This is a genomic window from Streptomyces sp. Ag109_G2-15 (assembly GCF_900215565.1).
GTDB lineage: Bacteria > Actinomycetota > Actinomycetes > Streptomycetales > Streptomycetaceae > Streptomyces > Streptomyces diastatochromogenes.
Map to the genome: position 1 here is coordinate 1,377,415 of NZ_OCNI01000001.1, position 19,761 is coordinate 1,397,175.

Genomic DNA, 19,761 nt, shown 5'->3' on the forward strand with positions numbered 1-19,761 from the left:
TCTGCCCGCTTGTCCACCTGTGTGCCCGCTCATGGCATGGCGAAGGCCCGGGCCTCCCTCACGGGACCCGGGCCTTCCCTCATCCGGCAGCGTCCGTCACGCCGCTACCGGAACCTCCGGCTCCGCGCCGCTCGTGGCGGGCGCGAGCGCCAGTTCCAGGACCTGGCGGACGTCGGTCACGGCGTGGACGTCGAGCTTGTCCAGCACCTCGGCCGGGACGTCGTCCAGGTCGGGTTCGTTGCGCTTGGGGATGATCACGGTGGTCACCCCGGCGCGGTGGGCGGCGAGCAGCTTCTGCTTCACCCCGCCGATGGGCAGCACCCGGCCGGTCAGCGAGACCTCGCCGGTCATCGCCACGTCCGTGCGGACCAGACGGCCGGAGAGGAGGGAGGCGAGGGCGGTGGTCATCGTGATGCCCGCGCTCGGGCCGTCCTTCGGGACCGCGCCCGCCGGGAAGTGGATGTGCACGCCCCGGTCCTTCAGATCGGCCACCGGCAGCTCCAGTTCGGCACCGCGGCTGCGCAGGAAGCTCAGCGCGATCTGCGCCGACTCCTTCATCACGTCGCCCAGCTGGCCGGTCAGGGTCAGCCCTGCCGCGCCCGTCTCCGGGTCGGCCAGGGACGCCTCGACGAAGAGGACGTCGCCGCCGGCTCCGGTGACCGCGAGGCCGGTCGCCACGCCGGGCACGGACGTACGGCGCTCGGCCGGGTCCTGGGCGGACTCGGGCACGTGGTGCGGGCGCCCGATCAGGGCGCGCAGGTCCTCGTCCCGGACGGTGAACGGCAGCTTCCGCTCGCCGAGTTCGTGCTGGGCCGCGACCTTGCGCAGCAGCCGTGCGATGGACCGCTCCAGGGTGCGCACGCCCGCCTCGCGGGTGTACTCACCGGCGAGCTTGCGCAGCGCGCCCTCGTCGATCGTGACCTCGTCCTCGGCCAGGCCGGCCCGCTCCAGCTGGCGCGGGAGCAGGTGGTCACGGGCGATGACGACCTTCTCGTCCTCGGTGTAGCCGTCCAGGCGGACGATCTCCATACGGTCGGCGAGCGCCTCCGGGATGGCCTCCAGGACGTTGGCGGTGGCGAGGAAGACCACGTCGGACAGGTCCAGTTCGACCTCCAGGTAGTGGTCCCGGAAGGTGTGGTTCTGCGCCGGGTCCAGCACCTCCAGCAGCGCCGCCGCCGGGTCGCCGCGGAAGTCCGAGCCGACCTTGTCGATCTCGTCCAGCAGGACCACGGGGTTCATCGACCCCGCCTCCTTGATGGCACGCACGACACGGCCGGGCAGCGCGCCGACGTACGTACGCCGGTGACCGCGGACCTCCGCCTCGTCGCGGACGCCACCGAGGGCGACACGGACGAACTTACGGCCCATGGCGTGAGCGACACTTTCGCCCAAACTGGTCTTTCCGACCCCAGGAGGCCCAACCAGCGCCAGCACGGCACCGCCGCGCCGCCCGCCGATGACACCCAGTCCGCGCTCACCGCGCCGCTTACGCACCGCCAGGTACTCGGTGATGCGCTCCTTGACGTCCTCCAGGCCCGCGTGCTCGGCGTCCAGGATCGCCTTGGCGCCCTGGATGTCGTACGCGTCCTCGGTCCGCTCGTTCCACGGCATCTCCAGGACGGTGTCCAGCCAGGTGCGGATCCACGAGCCCTCGGGCGACTGGTCGGAGGCCCGCTCCAGCTTGTCGACCTCCTTGAGAGCGGCCTCGCGGACCTTCTCCGGCAGGTCGGCGGCCTCCACGCGGGCGCGGTAGTCGTCGGACTCCTCGCCGTCCTGTTCGCCGTTCAGCTCGCGCAGTTCCTTGCGGACGGCCTCGAGCTGACGCCTCAGCAGGAACTCGCGCTGCTGCTTGTCGACGCCCTCCTGGACGTCCTTGGCGATGGTCTCGGCCACGTCCTGCTCGGCGAGGTGGTCGCGCAGCTGTTGCGCGGCGAGCCTGAGGCGGGCCACCGGGTCGGCGGTCTCCAGCAGCTCGACCTTCTGCTCGGTGGTGAGGAAGGGCGAGTAACCGGAGTTGTCGGCGAGCGCGGAGACGTCGTCGATGGCCTGGACGCGGTCGACGACCTGCCAGGCGCCGCGCTTCTTCAGCCAGCTGGTGGCAAGGGCCTTGTACTCCTTGACCAGTTCGGCGGCATGCCCGGGCAGCGGATCCGGCACGGTCTCGTCGACCCGCGCACCCTCGACCCACAGCGCCGCGCCCGGACCCGTCGTACCCGCGCCGATCCGCACCCGGCCGCGGCCGCGGATCAGGGCCCCCGGGTCGCCGTCGGCCAGCCGGCCGACCTGCTCGACGGTGCCCAGCACACCGGTCTTGGCGTACGTGCCGTCGATGCGCGGCACCAGCAGAACCTTGGGCTTCCCGGGCTCCGACCGGGCGGCGGCCTGCGCGGCCTCCACCGCGGCCCGCACCTCGGCGTCGCTCAGGTCCAGCGGAACCACCATCCCGGGCAGCACGACCTCGTCGTCGAGCGGCAGCACGGGCAACACGAGCGTGAATGCCGTGGACTCAGCAGCCATGATCTCCCCTTAGGCAGTCAACTTGAGCTATGCCGACTCAATGCACGGCGCTCCGCTGTTGTTCCCGGGTTGTTGTTCGCTGTGAGCGATCGCTTGCTGACGCGACTGTTTCTGCAGGTGAGAGGGTGTCAGTCGCGCCTGAGGGGGTGGGGTGTTGCGGTCAGAAAGCGCCCCGGCCTCGGAGCCGGTCGCTACGCCATCGGGCGAACGTCTACACGGAAACCGGGGAAACCGCCGGAAGGCGCCAGCGGCGGACCAGTGGCCAGCCCGCGATGCCGAGTGTGAGGGCGATCAGGTGGCCCCAGTTGGTCAGCGGGTCCTGGAAGGCGATCAGGTCGTTGACGAGCTGGCTCGCGACCAGGGTGAGGAGGGGCCAGCGGACCCAGGGGGTGAGCAGGCCGGACAGGGCGCCGATGCTGGCGGCGACGCCGAAGCTGATGCCGTAGTCGAGGCGGTGCAGGGAGGTGTCCGGGAGGTGGCCGAACAGGACCGCGAGGCCCACCGGGACCTCTGTCGCGAGCGTGGCCAGGACGTGGCCCGCCAGGAACACGCAGGCCGCCCGGGCTCCGCCTATCCGCCGCTCCAGCGCGGTGAGCACCAGCACGAACGCGGCCGCGTACGGCGACACGATGCCGCCCGCGATCCACAGCGCGCTCGCCAGCAGCACCAGCACCGGCGTGCGCACCAGGTGGGCGACGTCGGTGCTTGAGTCCTGGTACAGCGTGTGCATCAGGGCGGGGTCGGCCCAGGCCGCCACCAGCGAGGTGAGGGCGAGGAGGGCCGCGTAGGCGAAGGTGAACGGGGTGCCGGCGGGGGTCGGCAGGAGGTGCCAGGGGCGGAACGAGGGACGGGCCGCGGCCGGGGCCGGCGTCGGGGCGGGAGCCCGGGCGGGCAGCTCGCGCTGTCGTGGGACCCCGTCGAGCAGGCCGGAGACGTCAGGTAGCGGGGACGCGGCCGTCTGAGGGCCGGTCACGGTCCGTTCCACGCTGAGGCGCTCCTTCCGTCGCGCCCCACACTTCGTGTTCCCGAGGCCGCTGTCTATGACCGACGCCACGCGAGAGCGGATTCACAGCAACCTCAGAAGCTTCGTACGCGTCCGCCCCCGGCCGCCCTCAGGGCCGAGGCAGGGTCACCTCCCTCGCGTGCGCGGCCTGGATGTCCGGGGACCAGTCGCCGGTGCAGTAGACGGACATCTCACTGGCGCGGGACGGTGCCGAGGGCGGGGTGGCTGTGGCGGCGGAGCGCGACGAGGGCGTCCCGGCCCGAGGTCTGCAGCCGCCACTGGGGCAGCGTCAGGTCGAGGAAGACGTCCTCGGTGAACAGGCCCTCGGGTGCGGTGTTGGTCTGCAGGAACCGTACGAAGAGTTCGGCGCGGCGCCCACACCTCCGCACCGCGCCCTTCACCCGGAGCCCGCTCCCCACCACCCGGCCGCACGCGGCGTCCTCCGCGGTCAGTTCTCGGAGAAGGCGGGACCAGGGGCGGAAGGGGCGGGTGGCGGTTTCCAGGGGGCACCAGGTCCACAGGGTGCGGAAGCCGGGGGCGTGGGAGGTGGCCTCCTCGGCGGTGCGGGTCTTGCCCGCGCCCGCCGCGCCGGTCAGTGTGACGAGGCCGCCATGTCCGTGCGCGGCCCGCGCCGGACCGGTGAGGGCGTCCGTTCCGAGCGTAGGCACGGCCGACGGCGCGCGCGAGGCGCGCGGCGGCGGCGTGCGGCGGCAGCCGGGGGCAGCCGGGCCCGACCAAGAGCCCCCGTTACCCGTCGGTTCGCGGTCAATTCCCATGAACGCAACGCCTTGTTCGAGCAGGATGGACGTATGACTGCCGCCTACGACACACCCGTGGTCCTGGACCGTCGCGAAGGCCCGTACGGCGAGGTGGTGCTGCGCAGACACGGCGCGCTGCTGCAGATCATCGCCAACGGCTGCTTCCTGATGGACACCTCCGACGGCCGCTCGGAGCGGCTGCTGATCGACGCCGCGTACGACGCCCTGGACGGCCGCCCGGCACCGGACGTGCTGATCGGCGGACTGGGGGTGGGATTCTCGCTCGCACACGCCGCGGCGGGTCACCACAGGTGGGGGCGGATCACCGTCGTCGAACGGGAGCCCGCCGTCATCGACTGGCACCGGAGCGAGGGTCCGCTGTCGGCCGTCTCCGCGGGTGCCCTCGCCGATCCCCGTACCGAGATCGTCGAGGCGGATCTCGTCACTTACGTCAATGAGACATCAGACACGTTCGACGCCCTGTGTCTCGACATCGACAACGGCCCCGGCTGGACCGTCACCGAGGACAACGACGGCCTCTACTCACCGGCCGGACTCGCTGCCTGCGCAAGGGTATTGAGGCCGGGCGGGGTGCTCGCGGTATGGTCGGCAGAACCCTCTCCGGAATTTGAAGGAACCATGTGGAATGCCGGGTTCCGTCAGGTGCGTACCGAAGAGGTCCCCGTTGCCCGGGGCGTTCCGGACGCCGTGCACCTCGCCGTCCGACCTGGATAGCGACGGCGCGGTGAGTCCCCGTAGGGTGCTGCCCTGACGCCGATCATTCAAGCGTCAATAGCAGTCATGGGATCACCCCACGGGTTCCGGAAAGCAACAGGGGCGGGCGATGGAGCAGACACACACCTCCCAGAGCGGCGCGGCCACGACAACCCAGGGCGCTCAGCGCCGGGTGCTGGTCGTCGAGGACGACCCGACGATCGTCGATGCCATCGCGGCCCGGCTCCGCGCCGAGGGATTCCTCGTGCAGACCGCGTCCGATGGCCCCGCGGCGGTCGACACGGCCGAGGCCTGGCAGCCCGACCTGCTGATCCTCGACATCATGCTGCCCGGCTTCGACGGCCTGGAGGTCTGCCGGCGCGTGCAGGCCCAGCGCCCGGTGCCGGTGCTGATGCTCACCGCGCGGGACGACGAGACGGACATGCTGGTCGGGCTCGGCGTCGGCGCCGACGACTACATGACCAAGCCGTTCTCCATGCGGGAGCTGGCCGCGCGGGTGCACGTCCTGCTGCGGCGCGTGGAGCGGGCGGCCATCGCCGCGTCCACGCCCCGCTCGGGCATCCTTCGCCTCGGCGAGCTGGAGATCGACCACGCGCAGCGCCGGGTGCGGGTGAAGTCCGAGGACGTCCACCTCACGCCCACCGAGTTCGACCTGCTGGTGTGCCTGGCGAACACCCCGCGCGCGGTGCTCTCCCGGGAGCAGCTGCTGGCCGAGGTGTGGGACTGGGCGGACGCCTCGGGCACACGGACCGTGGACAGCCACATCAAGGCGCTGCGGCGGAAGATCGGCGCCGAGCGGATCCGTACCGTGCACGGTGTGGGCTACGCGCTGGAGACACCGACGCCATGAGCGAGGGGCGGGAGGCCGCACGGAGGAGCCCCGGGGAGGAGCCCTGGGGTGGCGTACGCCCGTTCTCGATCAAGACCAAGCTGGGCGCGCTGGTCGTCATCTCGGTGCTGATCACCACCGGTCTGTCGATGATCGCGGTGCACACCAAGACGGAGCTGCGCTTCATCACGGTCTTCTCGATGATCGCCACACTGCTGATAACGCAGTTCGTGGCCCATTCGCTCACCTCGCCGCTGGACGAGATGAACCTGGTGGCCCGCTCGATCTCGCAGGGCGACTACACCCGCCGGGTCCGCGAGAACCGCCGGGACGAGCTGGGCGACCTGGCCCAGACGATCAACGTCATGGCCGACGAGCTGGAGGCCCAGGACCGCCAGCGCAAGGAGCTGGTGGCGAACGTCTCGCACGAGCTGCGCACCCCGATCGCGGGCCTGCGCGCGGTGCTGGAGAACATCGTCGACGGGGTCACCGAGGCCGACCAGGAGACCATGCGGACGGCCCTGAAGCAGACCGAGCGGCTCGGCCGGCTCGTCGAGACCCTGCTGGACCTCTCCCGGCTCGACAACGGCGTCGTACCGCTGAAGCTGCGCCGCTTCGAGGTGTGGCCATACCTCTCGGGCGTGCTGAAGGAGGCCAACATGGTCGCCTCCGCGCGCGCGGGCATCGCCTCCGGCTCCGGAAGCCACACGCGCACGGACGTACACCTGCACCTGGACGTCTCCCCGCCGGAGCTGACCGCGCACGCGGACCCCGAGCGCATCCACCAGGTCGTCGCCAACCTGATCGACAACGCGGTCAAGCACAGCCCGGCGCACGGGCGGGTCACCGTGAAGGCGCGGCGCGGGCCGCAGCCGGAGTCGCTGGAGCTGGAGGTGCTGGACGAGGGGCCCGGAATCCCCAGGTCGGATTGGCACCGGGTGTTCGAGCGGTTCAACCGCGGTGCGGTGATGCGGCCGCACGGTCCGGGCAGCGACGGCGGCACCGGGCTCGGCCTCGCGATCGCCCGGTGGGCGGTCGATCTGCACGGCGGCCGAATCGGTGTGGCCGAATCCGACCGGGGCTGCAGGATCATCGTCACTCTTCCGGGACTGACTTCCGTCCCAAGTTGACGTAAAGTCCGAAGCGGAGCCACAAGATCCACGAGCGTCCGCGCAGTCGGACACGTGTGATCAGGGACAGGCCCGCGCAGCGCATCCGACTCAGTCGCGCCGGGCCCCGCTCGGTGATCCCGCACACCCTCGCCCACATGCGGAACCACGCTTGTTTCCCGCCATATCAAGCCCTGAAACAAGATTTCTGATGTGACTTACGCGACGATGACCTTGCTCGACCTGACCTTCCCGGCCATGGAGGCGTAGCCTTTATTCCCGCTGTCCATCACCTTGTGAAGCGGAAGAGGGCGGTTGCCGCCGTGTCGCCACAGTCCCCCAGTAACTCGAGCATCTCGACCGACGACCAAGCCGGGAAGAACCCCGCTGCTGCGTTCGGTCCCAACGAGTGGCTCGTCGACGAGATCTATCAGCAGTACCTCCAGGACCCGAATTCGGTAGACCGTGCCTGGTGGGACTTCTTCGCCGACTACAAGCCGGGCGCTCCTGCCGCCGCGGCTGCGGCGGGTACTGCGGCCGCGGGGGCCGCAGGGACCACCACGGCTCCTGCCGCCCCGAGCGCGCCCGCGGCCCCGGCCGCTCCGGCGCCCGCCCCCGCGGCTCCGAAGCCCGCCGCCGCTGCGGCCCCGGCTCCGGCCCCCGCCCCCGCGGCGCAGCCCGCGGCCCCCGCCCCGGCCAAGCCGGCGACGCCCGCACAGGCGCCGGCCCAGCCGAAGGCGAAGGCCGCCCCGGCCACGGAGGCCCCCGAGGGTCCGGAGTACGTGACGCTGCGCGGTCCGTCCGCGGCCGTCGCGAAGAACATGAACGCCTCGCTGGAGCTGCCGACGGCCACCTCGGTCCGCGCGGTCCCGGTGAAGCTGCTGTTCGACAACCGGATCGTCATCAACAACCACCTGAAGCGCGCCCGGGGCGGGAAGATCTCCTTCACGCACCTGATCGGCTTCGCGATGGTCCAGGCCATCAAGGCCATGCCGTCGATGAACTGGTCGTTCGGCGAGAAGGACGGCAAGCCGACCCTCGTCAAGCCGGCCCACGTCAACCTCGGCCTCGCCATCGACCTGGTCAAGCCCAACGGCGACCGCCAGCTGGTCGTCGCGGCGATCAAGAAGGCCGAGACCCTGAACTTCTTCGAGTTCTGGCAGGCCTACGAGGACATCGTCCGTCGCGCTCGCGACAACAAGCTGACGATGGACGACTTCACCGGCGTCACGGTCTCCCTGACCAACCCCGGCGGCCTCGGCACCGTCCACTCGGTCCCGCGTCTGATGCCCGGCCAGTCCGTGATCATGGGCGTCGGCTCCATGGACTACCCCGCGGAGTTCCAGGGCACCAGCCAGGACACCCTGAACAAGCTCGGCATCTCGAAGGTCATGACGCTCACGTCGACCTACGACCACCGGGTGATCCAGGGCGCCGCCTCCGGCGAGTTCCTGCGCCAGGTCGCGAACCTGCTGCTCGGCGAGAGCGGCTTCTACGACGACATCTTCGAGGCGCTGCGCATCCCCTACGAGCCGGTCCGCTGGCTCAAGGACATCGACGCCTCGCACGACGACGACGTCACCAAGGCCGCCCGGGTCTTCGAGCTGATCCACTCCTACCGGGTCCGCGGCCACGTCATGGCCGACACCGACCCGCTGGAGTACCGCCAGCGCAAGCACCCCGACCTGGACATCACCGAGCACGGCCTGACCCTGTGGGACCTGGAGCGCGAGTTCGCCGTCGGCGGCTTCTCCGGCAAGTCCCTGATGAAGCTGCGCGACATCCTCGGCGTGCTGCGCGACTCGTACTGCCGCACCATCGGCATCGAGTTCATGCACATCCAGGACCCCAAGCAGCGCAAGTGGATCCAGGACCGCGTCGAGCGCCCGCACACCAAGCCGGAGCGTGAGGAGCAGCTGCGCATCCTGCGCCGGCTGAACGCCGCCGAGGCCTTCGAGACCTTCCTGCAGACGAAGTACGTCGGCCAGAAGCGCTTCTCCCTGGAGGGCGGCGAGTCCGTCATCCCGCTGCTGGACGCGGTCATCGACAGCGCCGCCGAGTCGCGCCTGGACGAGGTCGTCATCGGCATGGCCCACCGCGGCCGGCTGAACGTCCTCGCCAACATCGTCGGCAAGTCGTACGCGCAGATCTTCCGCGAGTTCGAGGGCAACCTCGACCCGAAGTCGATGCACGGCTCCGGTGACGTGAAGTACCACCTGGGCGCCGAGGGCACCTTCACGGGCCTGGACGGCGAGCAGATCACGGTCTCCCTGGCCGCCAACCCGTCCCACCTGGAGACGGTCGACCCGGTCATCGAGGGCATCTCCCGCGCCAAGCAGGACATCATCAACAAGGGCGGTACGGACTTCACGGTCCTGCCGGTCGCCCTGCACGGTGACGCGGCCTTCGCGGGCCAGGGCGTGGTGGCCGAGACCCTGAACATGTCGCAGCTGCGCGGCTACCGCACCGGCGGCACGGTCCACATCGTCATCAACAACCAGGTCGGCTTCACCGCGGCCCCCGAGTCCTCGCGTTCCTCCATGTACGCGACGGACGTGGCCCGCATGATCGAGGCCCCGATCTTCCACGTGAACGGCGACGACCCCGAGGCCGTCGTCCGCGTTGCCCGCCTGGCGTTCGAGTTCCGCCAGGCGTTCAACAAGGACGTGGTGATCGACCTCATCTGCTACCGCCGCCGCGGTCACAACGAGTCGGACAACCCGGCCTTCACCCAGCCGCTGATGTACGACCTGATCGACAAGAAGCGCTCGGTGCGCAAGCTGTACACCGAGTCCCTGATCGGTCGCGGCGACATCACCGTGGAAGAGGCCGAGCAGGCGCTGCAGGACTACCAGGGCCAGCTGGAGAAGGTCTTCACGGAGGTTCGCGAGGCCACGTCCCAGCCGGCCGCCGGGGATGCCCACGCGCCGCAGGACGGCTTCCCGATCGCGGTCCCGACCGCGATCTCCGCGGAGGTCGTGAAGCGGATCGCCGAGTCGCAGGTCAACATCCCCGACTCCTTCCACGTGCACCCGCGTCTGCTGCCGCAGCTGCAGCGCCGGGCGACGATGGTCGAGGACGGCACGATCGACTGGGGCATGGGCGAGACCCTCGCGGTCGGCTCCCTCCTGCTGGAGGGCACCCCGGTCCGCCTGTCCGGCCAGGACTCCCAGCGGGGCACCTTCGGCCAGCGTCACGCGGTCCTCATCGACCGCGAGACGGGCGAGGAGTACACCCCGCTCCAGTACCTCGCCGAGGACCAGGCGCGCTACAACGTCTACAACTCCCTCCTGTCCGAGTACGCGGTCATGGGCTTCGAGTACGGCTACTCGCTGGCCCGCCCCGACGCGCTCGTGATGTGGGAGGCGCAGTTCGGCGACTTCGTCAACGGCGCGCAGACGGTGGTCGACGAGTACATCTCGGCGGCCGAGCAGAAGTGGGGCCAGACGAGCGGCGTGACGCTCCTCCTCCCCCACGGCTACGAGGGCCAGGGCCCGGACCACTCCTCGGCCCGCGTCGAGCGCTTCCTCCAGCTCTGCGCCCAGAACAACATGACGGTCGCCATGCCGACCCTCCCGTCGAACTACTTCCACCTCCTGCGGTGGCAGGTGCACAACCCGCACCACAAGCCGCTGGTGGTCTTCACCCCGAAGTCGATGCTGCGCCTCAAGGCCGCCGCGTCGAAGACGGAGGAGTTCACGTCGGGTCAGTTCCGCCCCGTCATCGGCGACTCGGCAGTGGACCCGGCCGCGGTCCGCAAGGTCGTCTTCGTGGCCGGCAAGCTGTACTACGACCTGGAGGCCGAGCGCACCAAGCGCGGCGTCACCGACACGGCGATCATCCGCGTCGAGCGCCTGTACCCGCTGCCGGGTGCCGAGCTCCAGGCGGAGGTCAACAAGTACCCGAACGTCGAGAAGTACCTGTGGGCCCAGGAGGAGCCGGCGAACCAGGGTGCCTGGCCGTTCATCGCGCTCAACCTGATCGACCACCTCGACCTGGCGGTCGGCGCGGACATCCCGGCCGGCGAGCGGCTGCGGCGCATCTCGCGCCCGCACGGCTCGTCCCCGGCGGTGGGCTCCGCCAAGCGCCACCAGGCTGAGCAGGAGCAGCTGGTGCGCGAGGTGTTCGAGGCGTAAGCCTCCGGCGGTTCGCCAGATGTAAGGGCCCGGTGCCGAGTTCCGACTCGGTGCCGGGCCCTTTGCCTACCTGTCGGGGTTGCAGCTGCCGTACCTGTGTCGCGCCGTCGGCTCAGCCCAGGTACGGCTCGAAGTCCCAGTACGGGCGGGTGCGTTGGCGGGCGGAGATGGTGTGGGGGTGCTGGGCGCCCAGGGTGCGGGTGAGGCCGAGGAGGCCGTCGTCCTCCAGCTTTCCGGCCTCCTCGTGTTCACGGGCGGCCCGCAGGTCGGCGGCGAGCGCCACCTGGCAGGAGAGCGTGAGCGGATGCTCGTGCCCCAGCGTGTGCCGGGCCCGGCGCAGGGTGTCCCGGCTCAGCTCGACGGCGTCGGCGATCCGGCCGTTCAGGTTGCGGGCGCTGGCCGCGTTGAGGGCGCAGCCGAGGACCCAGGGGTGGTCGGCGCCGAGGGTGGCGGTGAGGCCCGCGAAGGACGCCTCGAACATCGACATGGCCTCGGCGCGTTCACCGGCGGCCTGCATGACGAGACCGGTGTTGGAGAGCATGCCGGTGGCGACCGGGTGGGCCGGGCCGAGCAGGGCCCGGTAACCGGCCTCGGCCTCGTCGATCAGCTCCCGGGCCTGGGAGAGGTCGCCGTGTTCCCGCAGGAAGTTGCCGTAGTTGGTGATGAAGGCCAGGGTGCGGTAGTGCTCGCGGCCGTGCACCTGCGCCAGCTGGTCGAGGAGGCTGGCCATCTCGGGCCCCACGTCCTGTGTGTGGCCCCCCTCGCGGCGGCGGCACATGACCAGCTGTCCGCGGGCCGACAGGGTCTGCGGATGCCGGGCGCCGAGCACCTGCAGATGGAGCCGGACCACGGGTTCCTGACGGGCCAGCGCATCCCGGTACTTGCCGAGCAGCCGCAGGTCGTGCGCGACGGCGCCACCGGAGTTGAGTGTGCTGATGTGCCGGGCCCGCAGCACGTTCTCCCGCTTGGCGAGCGTGTCCAGATCGAGTTCGTACCCGTCCTGGTACCGGCCGAGCAGCCGCAGGCCGACGCCCAGGTTGTGCCGGGCGATCAGGGCGAGGCCCTCGTCCGGTCCGAGCAGTCTGCCGTAGCCGTCGAGGACCTCCAGCTGGAGTTCGTGTGCCTCGTCGTAGCGGCCCAGGTGGCGCAGGCTGGCGGCCATGGCGCCCTTGGTGGACAGTTCGGCCAGCTCGCTGCGCGGCTCGGCGGTGCCCAGCCGCTGGTGGACGGAGCGGTCGAGTTCGTAGGCGTCGCGGAACCTGCCGCTCGCCCGCAGGATGTTGCTCTCCTGCGTGGTGAGGTCGAGCATGGGCTGGGCCAGCGGGTCCATGATCCGGGACCAGTGGTCGCGGATGCGGCGGGCCAGGTCCAGGCCGCCCTTGTACTCGCCGCTGCGGTAGCAGTAGCGCAGACAGTTCAGGACGGTCTCCTGGACGCGCGGCTGGGCGCTGCTCAGCGCGCCCGAGGGCTCCAGGTGGGGCAGCAGCTCCGCGTACCGGGGCCAGTTGCGGCTGTCCAGGGGGTTGCCGGGGTCGGCCTGGGCCAGCAGGGTGCGGACCGCCTGGCGGTGCACGACCCGGCTGTCCTCACTGGTCAGCTTGGAGACGATGTCGTGGACCAGCCGGTGCATGTGGACCGACTCCTGGTGCGGGCCCATCTCGACGCCGACCGGGCCGCGGGTCTCACGGGTGAGCACCGAGTAGTTGACCAGCGTGTCCAGGGCCCGGGTCCAGGCGGGCAGGTCGGTGGCCATCCACCGCAGTTCCTCGGGCAGGTCGGCGTGCGGGTAGGCCCGGATGAGGCCGAGCGGGATGCGCCCCGGGGCGAACGAGGTGCACAGGCCGAGGACGTCGATCGCCTGTGGCTGGGCGCCGCGCAGCCGGTTGAGCAGTATCGACCAGGACGTCATGGACGACTGCGGGAAGCCCTCCCCGGTGGCGGGCTCGTCCACGGTGGACAGCCGGCGCTCCCGCACCATGCGCAGGTACTCGGGCACCTCCATACGGGACTCGCCGAGCCAGGAGGCGGCCTGGACGAGGGGCAGCGGTACGTCACCGAACTCGGCGGCGACCTCGTCGGCCTCGGCCGAGCTGATGTGCGGGGCGCGGCGCAGCAGGTAGGCGGTGGACTCGGCGCGCAGGAAGGCGGGGATCTCCAGGATCTCGGTGTGCTCGCTCCAGCCGCGGTTGCGGGAGGTGACGAGGACGTGGCCCGCGCCCTGCGGCAGCAGCGTGGTGATGCCCTCGGTGTCGTCCCAGCCGTCGAAGATCAGCAGCCAGCGGCCGTAGGGTTCGCCGCGGCGCAGGGCCTCCCGGACGGCGCGGATGCGCTCGCCGGGCTCGTTGCCGACCCTGAGGCCCAGTTCCACGGCGAGTTCGCCGAGCCGGTCGCGCTGGATGTTGCGGTCGTCGGAGTTGACCCACCACACCACGTCGTAGTCGGGGCTGAAGCGGTGGGCGTACTCGGCGGCCAGCTGGGTCTTGCCGATGCCGGACATGCCGAGCAGGGTGCAGACGGCGGCGCCGCGGTCGGCGTCGGCCAGCCGCTGGTGGAGGGTGGTGAGCAGGTCGTCGCGGCCGGTGAAGCGCGGGTTGCGGCGCGGGACCTCACCCCAGATCTCGCAGCGGGTCTCGGGGTAGCGGGCCCGGCCCGCCGTCGGCCTCGGGACACGCCGGCGCTCCAGGCCCAGCCGGCGCATCAGGCGTTCTTCGGCGGCCTCCTCGCTCAGACCCCACAGGCTGGCCGGTTCCAGGACCGCGGTGGCCGGCAGCAGCGACCGGTTGGTGAGGTTGACGGCGGCGAACCGGTCGGAGTTCGCCGCGACGAACCCGCGCAGGGCGTCGTTCCACTCACCCGCCGGGCGCGGCCCGAGTTCGAAGAACCAGTCGTCGAGGACGAGCAGCACCGGGCCCGAGGCCAGCAGCAGGTCGGCCAGGGAGTCCTCCAGGGGAATCTCGCGTGGCGGGTCCCAGCGTTGCAGCGTGGCCTGGTGTCCGTGGCTCTCCAGGCACTGGGCGATCCACGCCGCCCAGGCGCGGTGGTAGCCGGGGAAGACCACCAGGATGCGTTCGGATGCCGAGGCACCGTCCCCGCCCGACCGCCGCAGTTCCGCCATCGCACGCTCCCTGATCTCCCGTGCCACCGCACTTTCACGGCACACGCTAACGCACAGAAATTACTCCCCTGCGGAGCGTCACAGAACGTTTTGGGCCGTCACGCCGAGTCCGGCGTGGTGGCGCTCCATGCCCTGGACGAACTCCCTTCCCGCAGTGGTCAGTTCATCGGATTCCAGCAGGAGGGACAAGGCCTGCCCCACCTCGGCGCGATACGCCTCGAACCTCTCTCCGGCCCGTCGTCGCCACGCCGGGGCGGCCGCGGCGCCGGTCCGCACCCTCCACCACAGGTCGGTGAGCGCCAGATGCGCGTAGGCGCCCTGCAGCACGGCCGAGGCCGGGCGGGGGTCGGGGCGCCACCCGACCCGGTGCACGGCACCGCCGCCCGGCCGGCACAACGGGACGAGTTCGTCCAGGGCCGCCAGCTTGGTGTGGTGGGTCTCGTGCACCAGCGACTCGGCGAGTTCCCGCGCCGTGCCGGGCAGCTGGATCAGTGCGGCGCCCGGTGCGGCCCTGAGCGTGGCCCCCACCGGGGTGGCGCCCGCACCGGGAGCGGCCAGTGGTACGACGGCACGCAGCACGGCCGCGGTCTCGGCGGCGCGCTGCCCGTCGACCGCGGTCAGCAGTTCGAAGGCCTGCCGCCAGCGCCGGGCCCACGTCCCCCAGGGGGCGTCGGAGCGGTCGGCGGCACGGAGCGCTCCGCGGCCGGTGTCGGGCGAGGGCAGCCGGTACGGATCGAGGTCGTCGAGGCGGACCGTGCCGCCGGGCAGCGTCCGCAGCGCGAACCAGCCCCTCCCGCCGCCCGCCCGCCGGGACGCGCCGGGCCCGGGCCGGACGGCCGGACGCGCCAGGACCACATCGCCGTGCCCGGTGTCGTCGGCGATCCTCGACCAGCCCGGTCCGCTGCTCAGCCGGACGCGGCCGGACGGGCAGTGCAGCACGCCGAGGCCGGGCAGCACCAGGAGGCCCGTGGGCACCACGAGGGTCCCGTCCACCGCGTGACCCGCGCGGACGGCGGCGGCGACGGCCACACCGCCCAGGTGCGCCGACTGCCGCTCGAACGCGACACCCCGGGGCGCGGCGAGCGCTACGGCGAGCCAGGCCCCGGTCGTCGGGTAGTCGAGGACGTCGCGCACCGCGGCCGGGTCGGTCCGTTCCGCGGCCACCAGCAGCGCCCAGGCCTGCTCGAAGTGCCGGCGCGCGGCGGGGCCGAGCAGGTGGTGCTGCCGGTCGCTGCGGACGAGGAGGGACTTGAGGAGCAGCATGCGACGCGCGTGGACCGCGGCACGCAGTGCCTCCGTACCCCGGGGCGTGGGGCGGGTGCCCGCCAGCGCCGGGAAGACCTCGGCCGGTACCGGTGCCGGTGTCATCCCCGCTCGTCCGGGAGCCGGCCGGCCTCCGCGAGTCCGGCCGAAAATGTTCGTACGACGGAGGGTTGCAGCTCGCCCTCGCCCTCGCCGCTGTGCCAGACCTCCTGGCACTCGGCGGCGTTCCGCAGGACGCGCTCGACTTCGGCGGTGAGGGCGGGATCGTCCAGGACGCGCAGGGTCCGCAGGTCGACGTGGGTGAGGTCGGGTAGGCGCGCGGCACGTCCGGCGTCCCGACCGGGGGTGGCCACCCCTCTCCGCTGCTCCGCCACACTCGGCTCCTCCCTGCCGGCGTCCGGCCCGCTCCGTCGCCGTGGCTGCCCAGTTCTTCCCGACAGCCCGCAGGGGGAAACCAAGGGCAGATCAACTCCGGTCGAATTCCGACCAGTTGCTCCATTCTCCGGTCCACGGCCACCAGGGCGGAGCCACCCGCTCCCAGTCCCCTTCTTCCCGGTCCCGCAGTTCCCGTTCCGCACGTGTCCGTCCCTCCCCCGTCGCCGGCTCCGACTCCACCCGCCGGGTCAGTTCCACGTCCGCCCAGTCGACCTCCCGCAGCGCCCCCACCAGCCGCTGCCACTGCTCCCGGGCCGCCGTGTAGGCGCTGCGGGCCGCCCCCGGCCGTCCCATCAGCGCGAGCACCGCCCCGCTGCCGTGCCGCGCCCGTGCGGCCGTCACCGAGCCCGGGTCGCTGCCGTGGGCGGCCTGCGCCTCCCGCTCGGCGCTCTCGTACGCCTGCAGGGCGTCCATCAGCACCGGCGCACCGGCGTGATGCCAGCCCTCGAGGCGCACCCGCCCCAACTGCAGCCACACCTCGGCCCGTACGGCTGCGTCGGCCGCGGCGCGCACGGCCTGGCCGAGCAGGTGCCGGCTCTCGAACAGGTCGGGCAGGAAGCCGAGATGGCGGAACCGCTGGGCCAGTGCGCTGCCGACCAGGCCCTGGAGCCGTCCGCGCTGGGCGGACCGGGCGGGCAGCGACTTCAGCGCCTCGCGCAGCACGTACTCGGCCCGGTCCACGATGCCCGCGCCGTCCCGGGTCGAGGCCCGCCGCAGCAGCGACTCGCCCCAGGCGGTGAGGAGTTGGCAGCGCAGGGCGCCGTCGGCGGGCGCGAGCAGCACGGCCCGCTCGTACGTCTCGTCGGCCTCCCCGGCCTCCCCCGCAGCGTCGTGGAACGCGGCCAGCGCCGCCAGGCAGGGCAGCAGCAGCTCGGGGTCGTCCCCGGCGGCCCGCTGGGCCCGCAGCAGCGCCCGCCGCGTCTCGCCGTCCTCGGCCCCCGACTCCCGCAGCGCCCGCGCCAGATCCAGCAACGCGGGCCCGCGTACGGCATCGGCGGCTTCCTCGACGTCCAGGATCCCGCAGGCTTCCCGCAGTTCCTCGATGGCCGCACCGGGGTGCCGCAGATCGAGCAGGATCCGCCCGCGCAGCAGCAGCCGCGACCGGTGTGCGGCGACGGGCCAGTGCACGTCACCCCGCCCGACGGCCCGCCGGGTACCTGGCGCATCGCCCGCCTGGCTGTGACCCCGACCGTCCCCTGCGTCGCCCTGCGGAGGCCCGGACGCGGCGGGGTCACCGGGGCCGGCTCCGGCGCCTCCCGGCCCGGACCGGGGCGCATCAGCCTCACCGAAGCGGTCCACCCCGGACCCCGACCCCACGGACCCGCCCGAGCCACCCCCAGAACCACCCAGCCCAGATCCCGGCACCGCAGCCTCACCGAAGCCGTCCGCCCCGGACCCCGGCGCCCCAGTCGCACCCAAGCCGTCCAACCCAGATCCCGGCGCCGTCAATCCCCCCGAGCCACCACCGGAGCCCTCCCGCCCGGCCCCCGGCCCGACGGCCTCGTCGAAGCCATCCAACTCGGACCCCGGCCCCACGGACCCGCCCGAGCCACCCCCAGAACCACCCAGCCCAGATCCCGGCACCGCAGCCTCACCGAAGCCGTCCGCCCCGGACCCCGGCGCCCCAGCCTCACCCAAGCCGTCCAACCCAGACCCCGGCACCGCAGCGCCGGCGGAGCCGCTGCCGGCCCCCTTCCCGCCCGCCGATGAGGCGGAGCCGCCCCCCGGCTCCCTCCCCCCGGCATCGCCGAGCCCGGCCCCGGTGTCCCCGTCCCCTCGTTGCCACTCGCGGAACCAGGCCCGCGCACGCTCCGTCAGCCCGGGCCAGGGCGCCAGCTCGGGGTCCAAGACATCCAGGGCTGCCGTGAGATGGTCGCTCTCCGCCGTCAGCTGCCACAACTCGCGGCGGCAGGAGGCGAGTTCCAGCGCGGCGTCGGCCCGTTCGCGGCTGTCGGCGGGGGCCGACGCGTGGGCCGCGGCGAGGGCGGCCGCGGCCTCGCGCAGCAGCTCGGCGCGCCTCCCCGCCGTACGCGCCGCCGCCGTGCCCGCCTCGGCGCGCAGGATGCGGCCGAGGACCAGGCGGGACCGCGGGTCGGTGCCGGGGGCCGGGCCGGGGACGGCGGCCGCGAGGGCCTGTTCGCGGGCGCGGCGCAGCACCTCCGGGTCGGCCAGATGGTGCCACTGGTCGAGCAGGCGCTCGGCCTCGGTCAGCGGGTCGGGCGTGACCAGGTCCGGCAGGTAGAAGCGCAGGACCCGGGCCGGGATGCGGGCGAACAGCTCGGCCTCGACGCTGCCGCCGCCCTCCGCCGAGCCGCTGTCCTCGGGCAGGGGCGCGGCTCCGCCGGCCGGGCCGTGGTCGGCAAGACGGGCCGCGGCGAGGGCGGCGAAGTTGCGGGTGCCTCTGCCGAAGTGCCGTTCCACATAGGCCGAGCAGTGCTTGAGCACGAGGCCGGCCGTGTCCTGGTCGAGGGAGGACAGGAGCAGGTCCTGCACCCGGCCCGAGTAGGCGAAGCAGGGCTGGTCCTCGGTGCCGGGGAGCTGCCGGAGCAGCCCGCCGAGCAGCACCTCGGCCAGTTCCATGGGGCCGGTGTCGGGCAGCATCGCCCGCTGGACCAGTTGCATCACGGGCAGCGTGAGGGGGGCCGCGGCGAGGTAGACGGCCAGGCGCAGGGCGCCGGGCGAGGCTCCGGCGCGGAAGGCGCGCAGCAGGTCGTCGTCGCTGCGCGGGGCCGCACCGGCGGGGGCGGCCGCCGGGGTCGTAGCCGGGTCGGTGAGGGCCGCCCAGGCGCGTTCGCGGGTGGGGCCGGCGCCGCCGAGCAGACGGGCGAAGGCCTCGAACGCCTCCGGGGTGGGCTGCAGCACCGGAACGGGCCGCGCGCCCGGCGCCGGTTCCTCCCAGGGCTCGTCGTCGGGCAGGAAGCCGAGGCGGCCGCCCACCTCGGCGGGGCGCAGCAGCAGGCCGGGCTCGGCGGGCAGGGCGGTACGGCCCCACAGGCGCGGCGGCAGCGGCTGGACGACGGCCAGCGGGGCGGTGCGCGGCCACTGGTGCAGCAGGCGCTGTGCGCTGCCGTTCTGCCACAGGGGGCCCACACAGTCGCTGATGACGAAGGTGAGCCGGCGGCCGGTGGGGTCGTGCAGTTCGTCGGCGGGGCGCAGCCGGGTGTGCCGGCCGGGACCGGCGGTCGTACCGATGAGGGGTGCGCCCGAGTCGTCGGCGTACAGGTGGTGGACGCGCACGGAGGCGAACGCGCCGGACTGCTGGCAGGCCTGGCGCAGTTCCTCGACCAGTTGCCCCCAGACGGCCATGGCGGGCCCGGTGTCCATGAGCAGCTGGACGTCGCAGCGCCGGCGGCGGCCGGGCCGGGTGACGGGGAGCAGGATGCCGCTGGCGGCGGCGCGGTCGGCGGTGGCCTCCTCGTCGATCGGCTCGTCCTCGGAGCGGACGGAGGCGACCCGGTAGCGGCCGAGGGCGCGCAGCGCCTTCTCCAGGCCCAGCAGTCCCGGCAGGGCACCGGCGGCGGGGGCGCGGACGGGAAACGCGGCGGGCTCGCCGGAGTCGGCCCGCAGGCGCGGCGTGAGGCCGGGGGTGAGCAGCGGGACCGGGGCGGCGGGGGCGTCCGCCGGGGGCCGGGGCGGATGGGCGATCGGCGTCTCGGAGGAGTTGGAGGGTAACGCCTCCGGATCGCCGTCGACCTGGCCGGACAGTGCCGTGTCGGGCCGTCCGGGCGCGTCGCGGGGCGCGGCCGCGCCGAGCCGCCGGGCCAGCCAGACCGCGTCCGCCACGTCCTCCGCGGTGAGGTCGAGCCCGCCCTGGCGCAGCTTGCCGATCAGCTCGTCCAGGCGCATCCCGGGCATCCGCCC

General features: G+C 72.7%; 11 protein-coding genes. 4 read left to right on the forward strand and 7 right to left on the reverse strand.

Annotation, left to right across the window (positions count from 1 at the left end):
• Positions 1–96: 96 nt before the first annotated feature.
• The 3 genes from lon to CRP49_RS47455 form a co-directional block, all read right to left on the reverse strand.
• Entirely contained in the window at positions 97–2,517 is a 2,421-nt protein-coding gene (gene lon, locus CRP49_RS05835) for an endopeptidase La (RefSeq protein WP_097252448.1), read from the reverse strand.
• Between the two features lie 211 nt (positions 2,518–2,728).
• On the reverse strand, positions 2,729–3,502 hold the full coding sequence (locus CRP49_RS05840) for a rhomboid-like protein (protein WP_097252449.1): 774 nt from the start codon (positions 3,500–3,502) through the stop codon (positions 2,729–2,731).
• A 209-nt stretch (positions 3,503–3,711) separates the two neighbouring features.
• Positions 3,712–4,188 carry an ATP-binding protein gene (locus CRP49_RS47455; protein ID WP_218892955.1) on the reverse strand — a complete coding sequence of 159 codons (477 nt, stop codon included), beginning with the start codon at positions 4,186–4,188 and terminating at the stop codon, positions 3,712–3,714.
• A gap of 141 nt (positions 4,189–4,329) precedes the next feature.
• Here CRP49_RS47455 and CRP49_RS05850 point away from each other — a divergent pair, with 141 nt between their 5' ends.
• The 4 genes from CRP49_RS05850 (at position 4,330) to CRP49_RS05865 (ending at position 11,087) form a co-directional block, all read left to right on the forward strand.
• Positions 4,330–5,013 (forward strand): spermidine synthase, encoded by a 684-nt coding sequence (locus CRP49_RS05850; RefSeq protein WP_097252450.1) that lies wholly within the window; start codon positions 4,330–4,332, stop codon positions 5,011–5,013.
• A gap of 109 nt (positions 5,014–5,122) precedes the next feature.
• Positions 5,123–5,863, forward strand: coding sequence for a response regulator transcription factor (locus CRP49_RS05855; protein WP_094216149.1), 741 nt, complete (start codon positions 5,123–5,125; stop codon positions 5,861–5,863).
• Complete coding sequence (locus tag CRP49_RS05860; RefSeq protein ID WP_097252451.1) at positions 5,860–6,972, forward strand: HAMP domain-containing sensor histidine kinase; 1,113 nt, start codon at positions 5,860–5,862, stop codon at positions 6,970–6,972. The genes CRP49_RS05855 and CRP49_RS05860 overlap by 4 nt, the downstream gene beginning before the upstream one ends.
• 302 nt (positions 6,973–7,274) lie before the next feature.
• Positions 7,275–11,087 carry a multifunctional oxoglutarate decarboxylase/oxoglutarate dehydrogenase thiamine pyrophosphate-binding subunit/dihydrolipoyllysine-residue succinyltransferase subunit gene (locus CRP49_RS05865; RefSeq protein ID WP_097257214.1) on the forward strand — a complete coding sequence of 1,271 codons (3,813 nt, stop codon included), beginning with the start codon at positions 7,275–7,277 and terminating at the stop codon, positions 11,085–11,087.
• A gap of 112 nt (positions 11,088–11,199) precedes the next feature.
• Here the strand turns inward: CRP49_RS05865 and fxsT are convergent, their stop codons facing one another.
• From fxsT to CRP49_RS47715, 4 genes are all read right to left on the reverse strand, one after another.
• Positions 11,200–14,202: an FxSxx-COOH system tetratricopeptide repeat protein gene (fxsT, locus tag CRP49_RS05870; protein WP_097252452.1), complete on the reverse strand. Its 3,003-nt coding sequence runs from the start codon at positions 14,200–14,202 to the stop codon at positions 11,200–11,202.
• Positions 14,203–14,280: 78 nt separating this feature from the next.
• Positions 14,281–15,570 carry an HEXXH motif-containing putative peptide modification protein gene (locus CRP49_RS05875; RefSeq protein ID WP_097252453.1) on the reverse strand — a complete coding sequence of 430 codons (1,290 nt, stop codon included), beginning with the start codon at positions 15,568–15,570 and terminating at the stop codon, positions 14,281–14,283.
• Positions 15,567–15,839: a hypothetical protein gene (locus tag CRP49_RS05880; RefSeq protein ID WP_143690585.1), complete on the reverse strand. Its 273-nt coding sequence runs from the start codon at positions 15,837–15,839 to the stop codon at positions 15,567–15,569. Before CRP49_RS05880 ends, CRP49_RS05875 begins: the two co-directional genes overlap by 4 nt.
• A 91-nt stretch (positions 15,840–15,930) precedes the next feature.
• Positions 15,931–19,755 (reverse strand): SAV_2336 N-terminal domain-related protein, encoded by a 3,825-nt coding sequence (locus CRP49_RS47715; RefSeq protein ID WP_257033315.1) that lies wholly within the window; start codon positions 19,753–19,755, stop codon positions 15,931–15,933.
• Positions 19,756–19,761: the final 6 nt, after the last annotated feature.

Bases quoted from the DNA above. Each gene is read 5' to 3' on its own strand.
- lon (WP_097252448.1), bottom strand. From the start codon at position 2,517: ATGGCTGCTGAGTCCACGGCATTCACGCTCGTGTTGCCCGTGCTGCCG.
- CRP49_RS05850 (WP_097252450.1), top strand. From the start codon at position 4,330: ATGACTGCCGCCTACGACACACCCGTGGTCCTGGACCGTCGCGAAGGC.
- CRP49_RS05855 (WP_094216149.1), top strand. From the start codon at position 5,123: ATGGAGCAGACACACACCTCCCAGAGCGGCGCGGCCACGACAACCCAG.
- CRP49_RS05860 (WP_097252451.1), top strand. From the start codon at position 5,860: ATGAGCGAGGGGCGGGAGGCCGCACGGAGGAGCCCCGGGGAGGAGCCC.
- fxsT (WP_097252452.1), bottom strand. From the start codon at position 14,202: ATGGCGGAACTGCGGCGGTCGGGCGGGGACGGTGCCTCGGCATCCGAA.
- CRP49_RS05875 (WP_097252453.1), bottom strand. From the start codon at position 15,570: ATGACACCGGCACCGGTACCGGCCGAGGTCTTCCCGGCGCTGGCGGGC.
- CRP49_RS47715 (WP_257033315.1), bottom strand. From the start codon at position 19,755: ATGCCCGGGATGCGCCTGGACGAGCTGATCGGCAAGCTGCGCCAGGGC.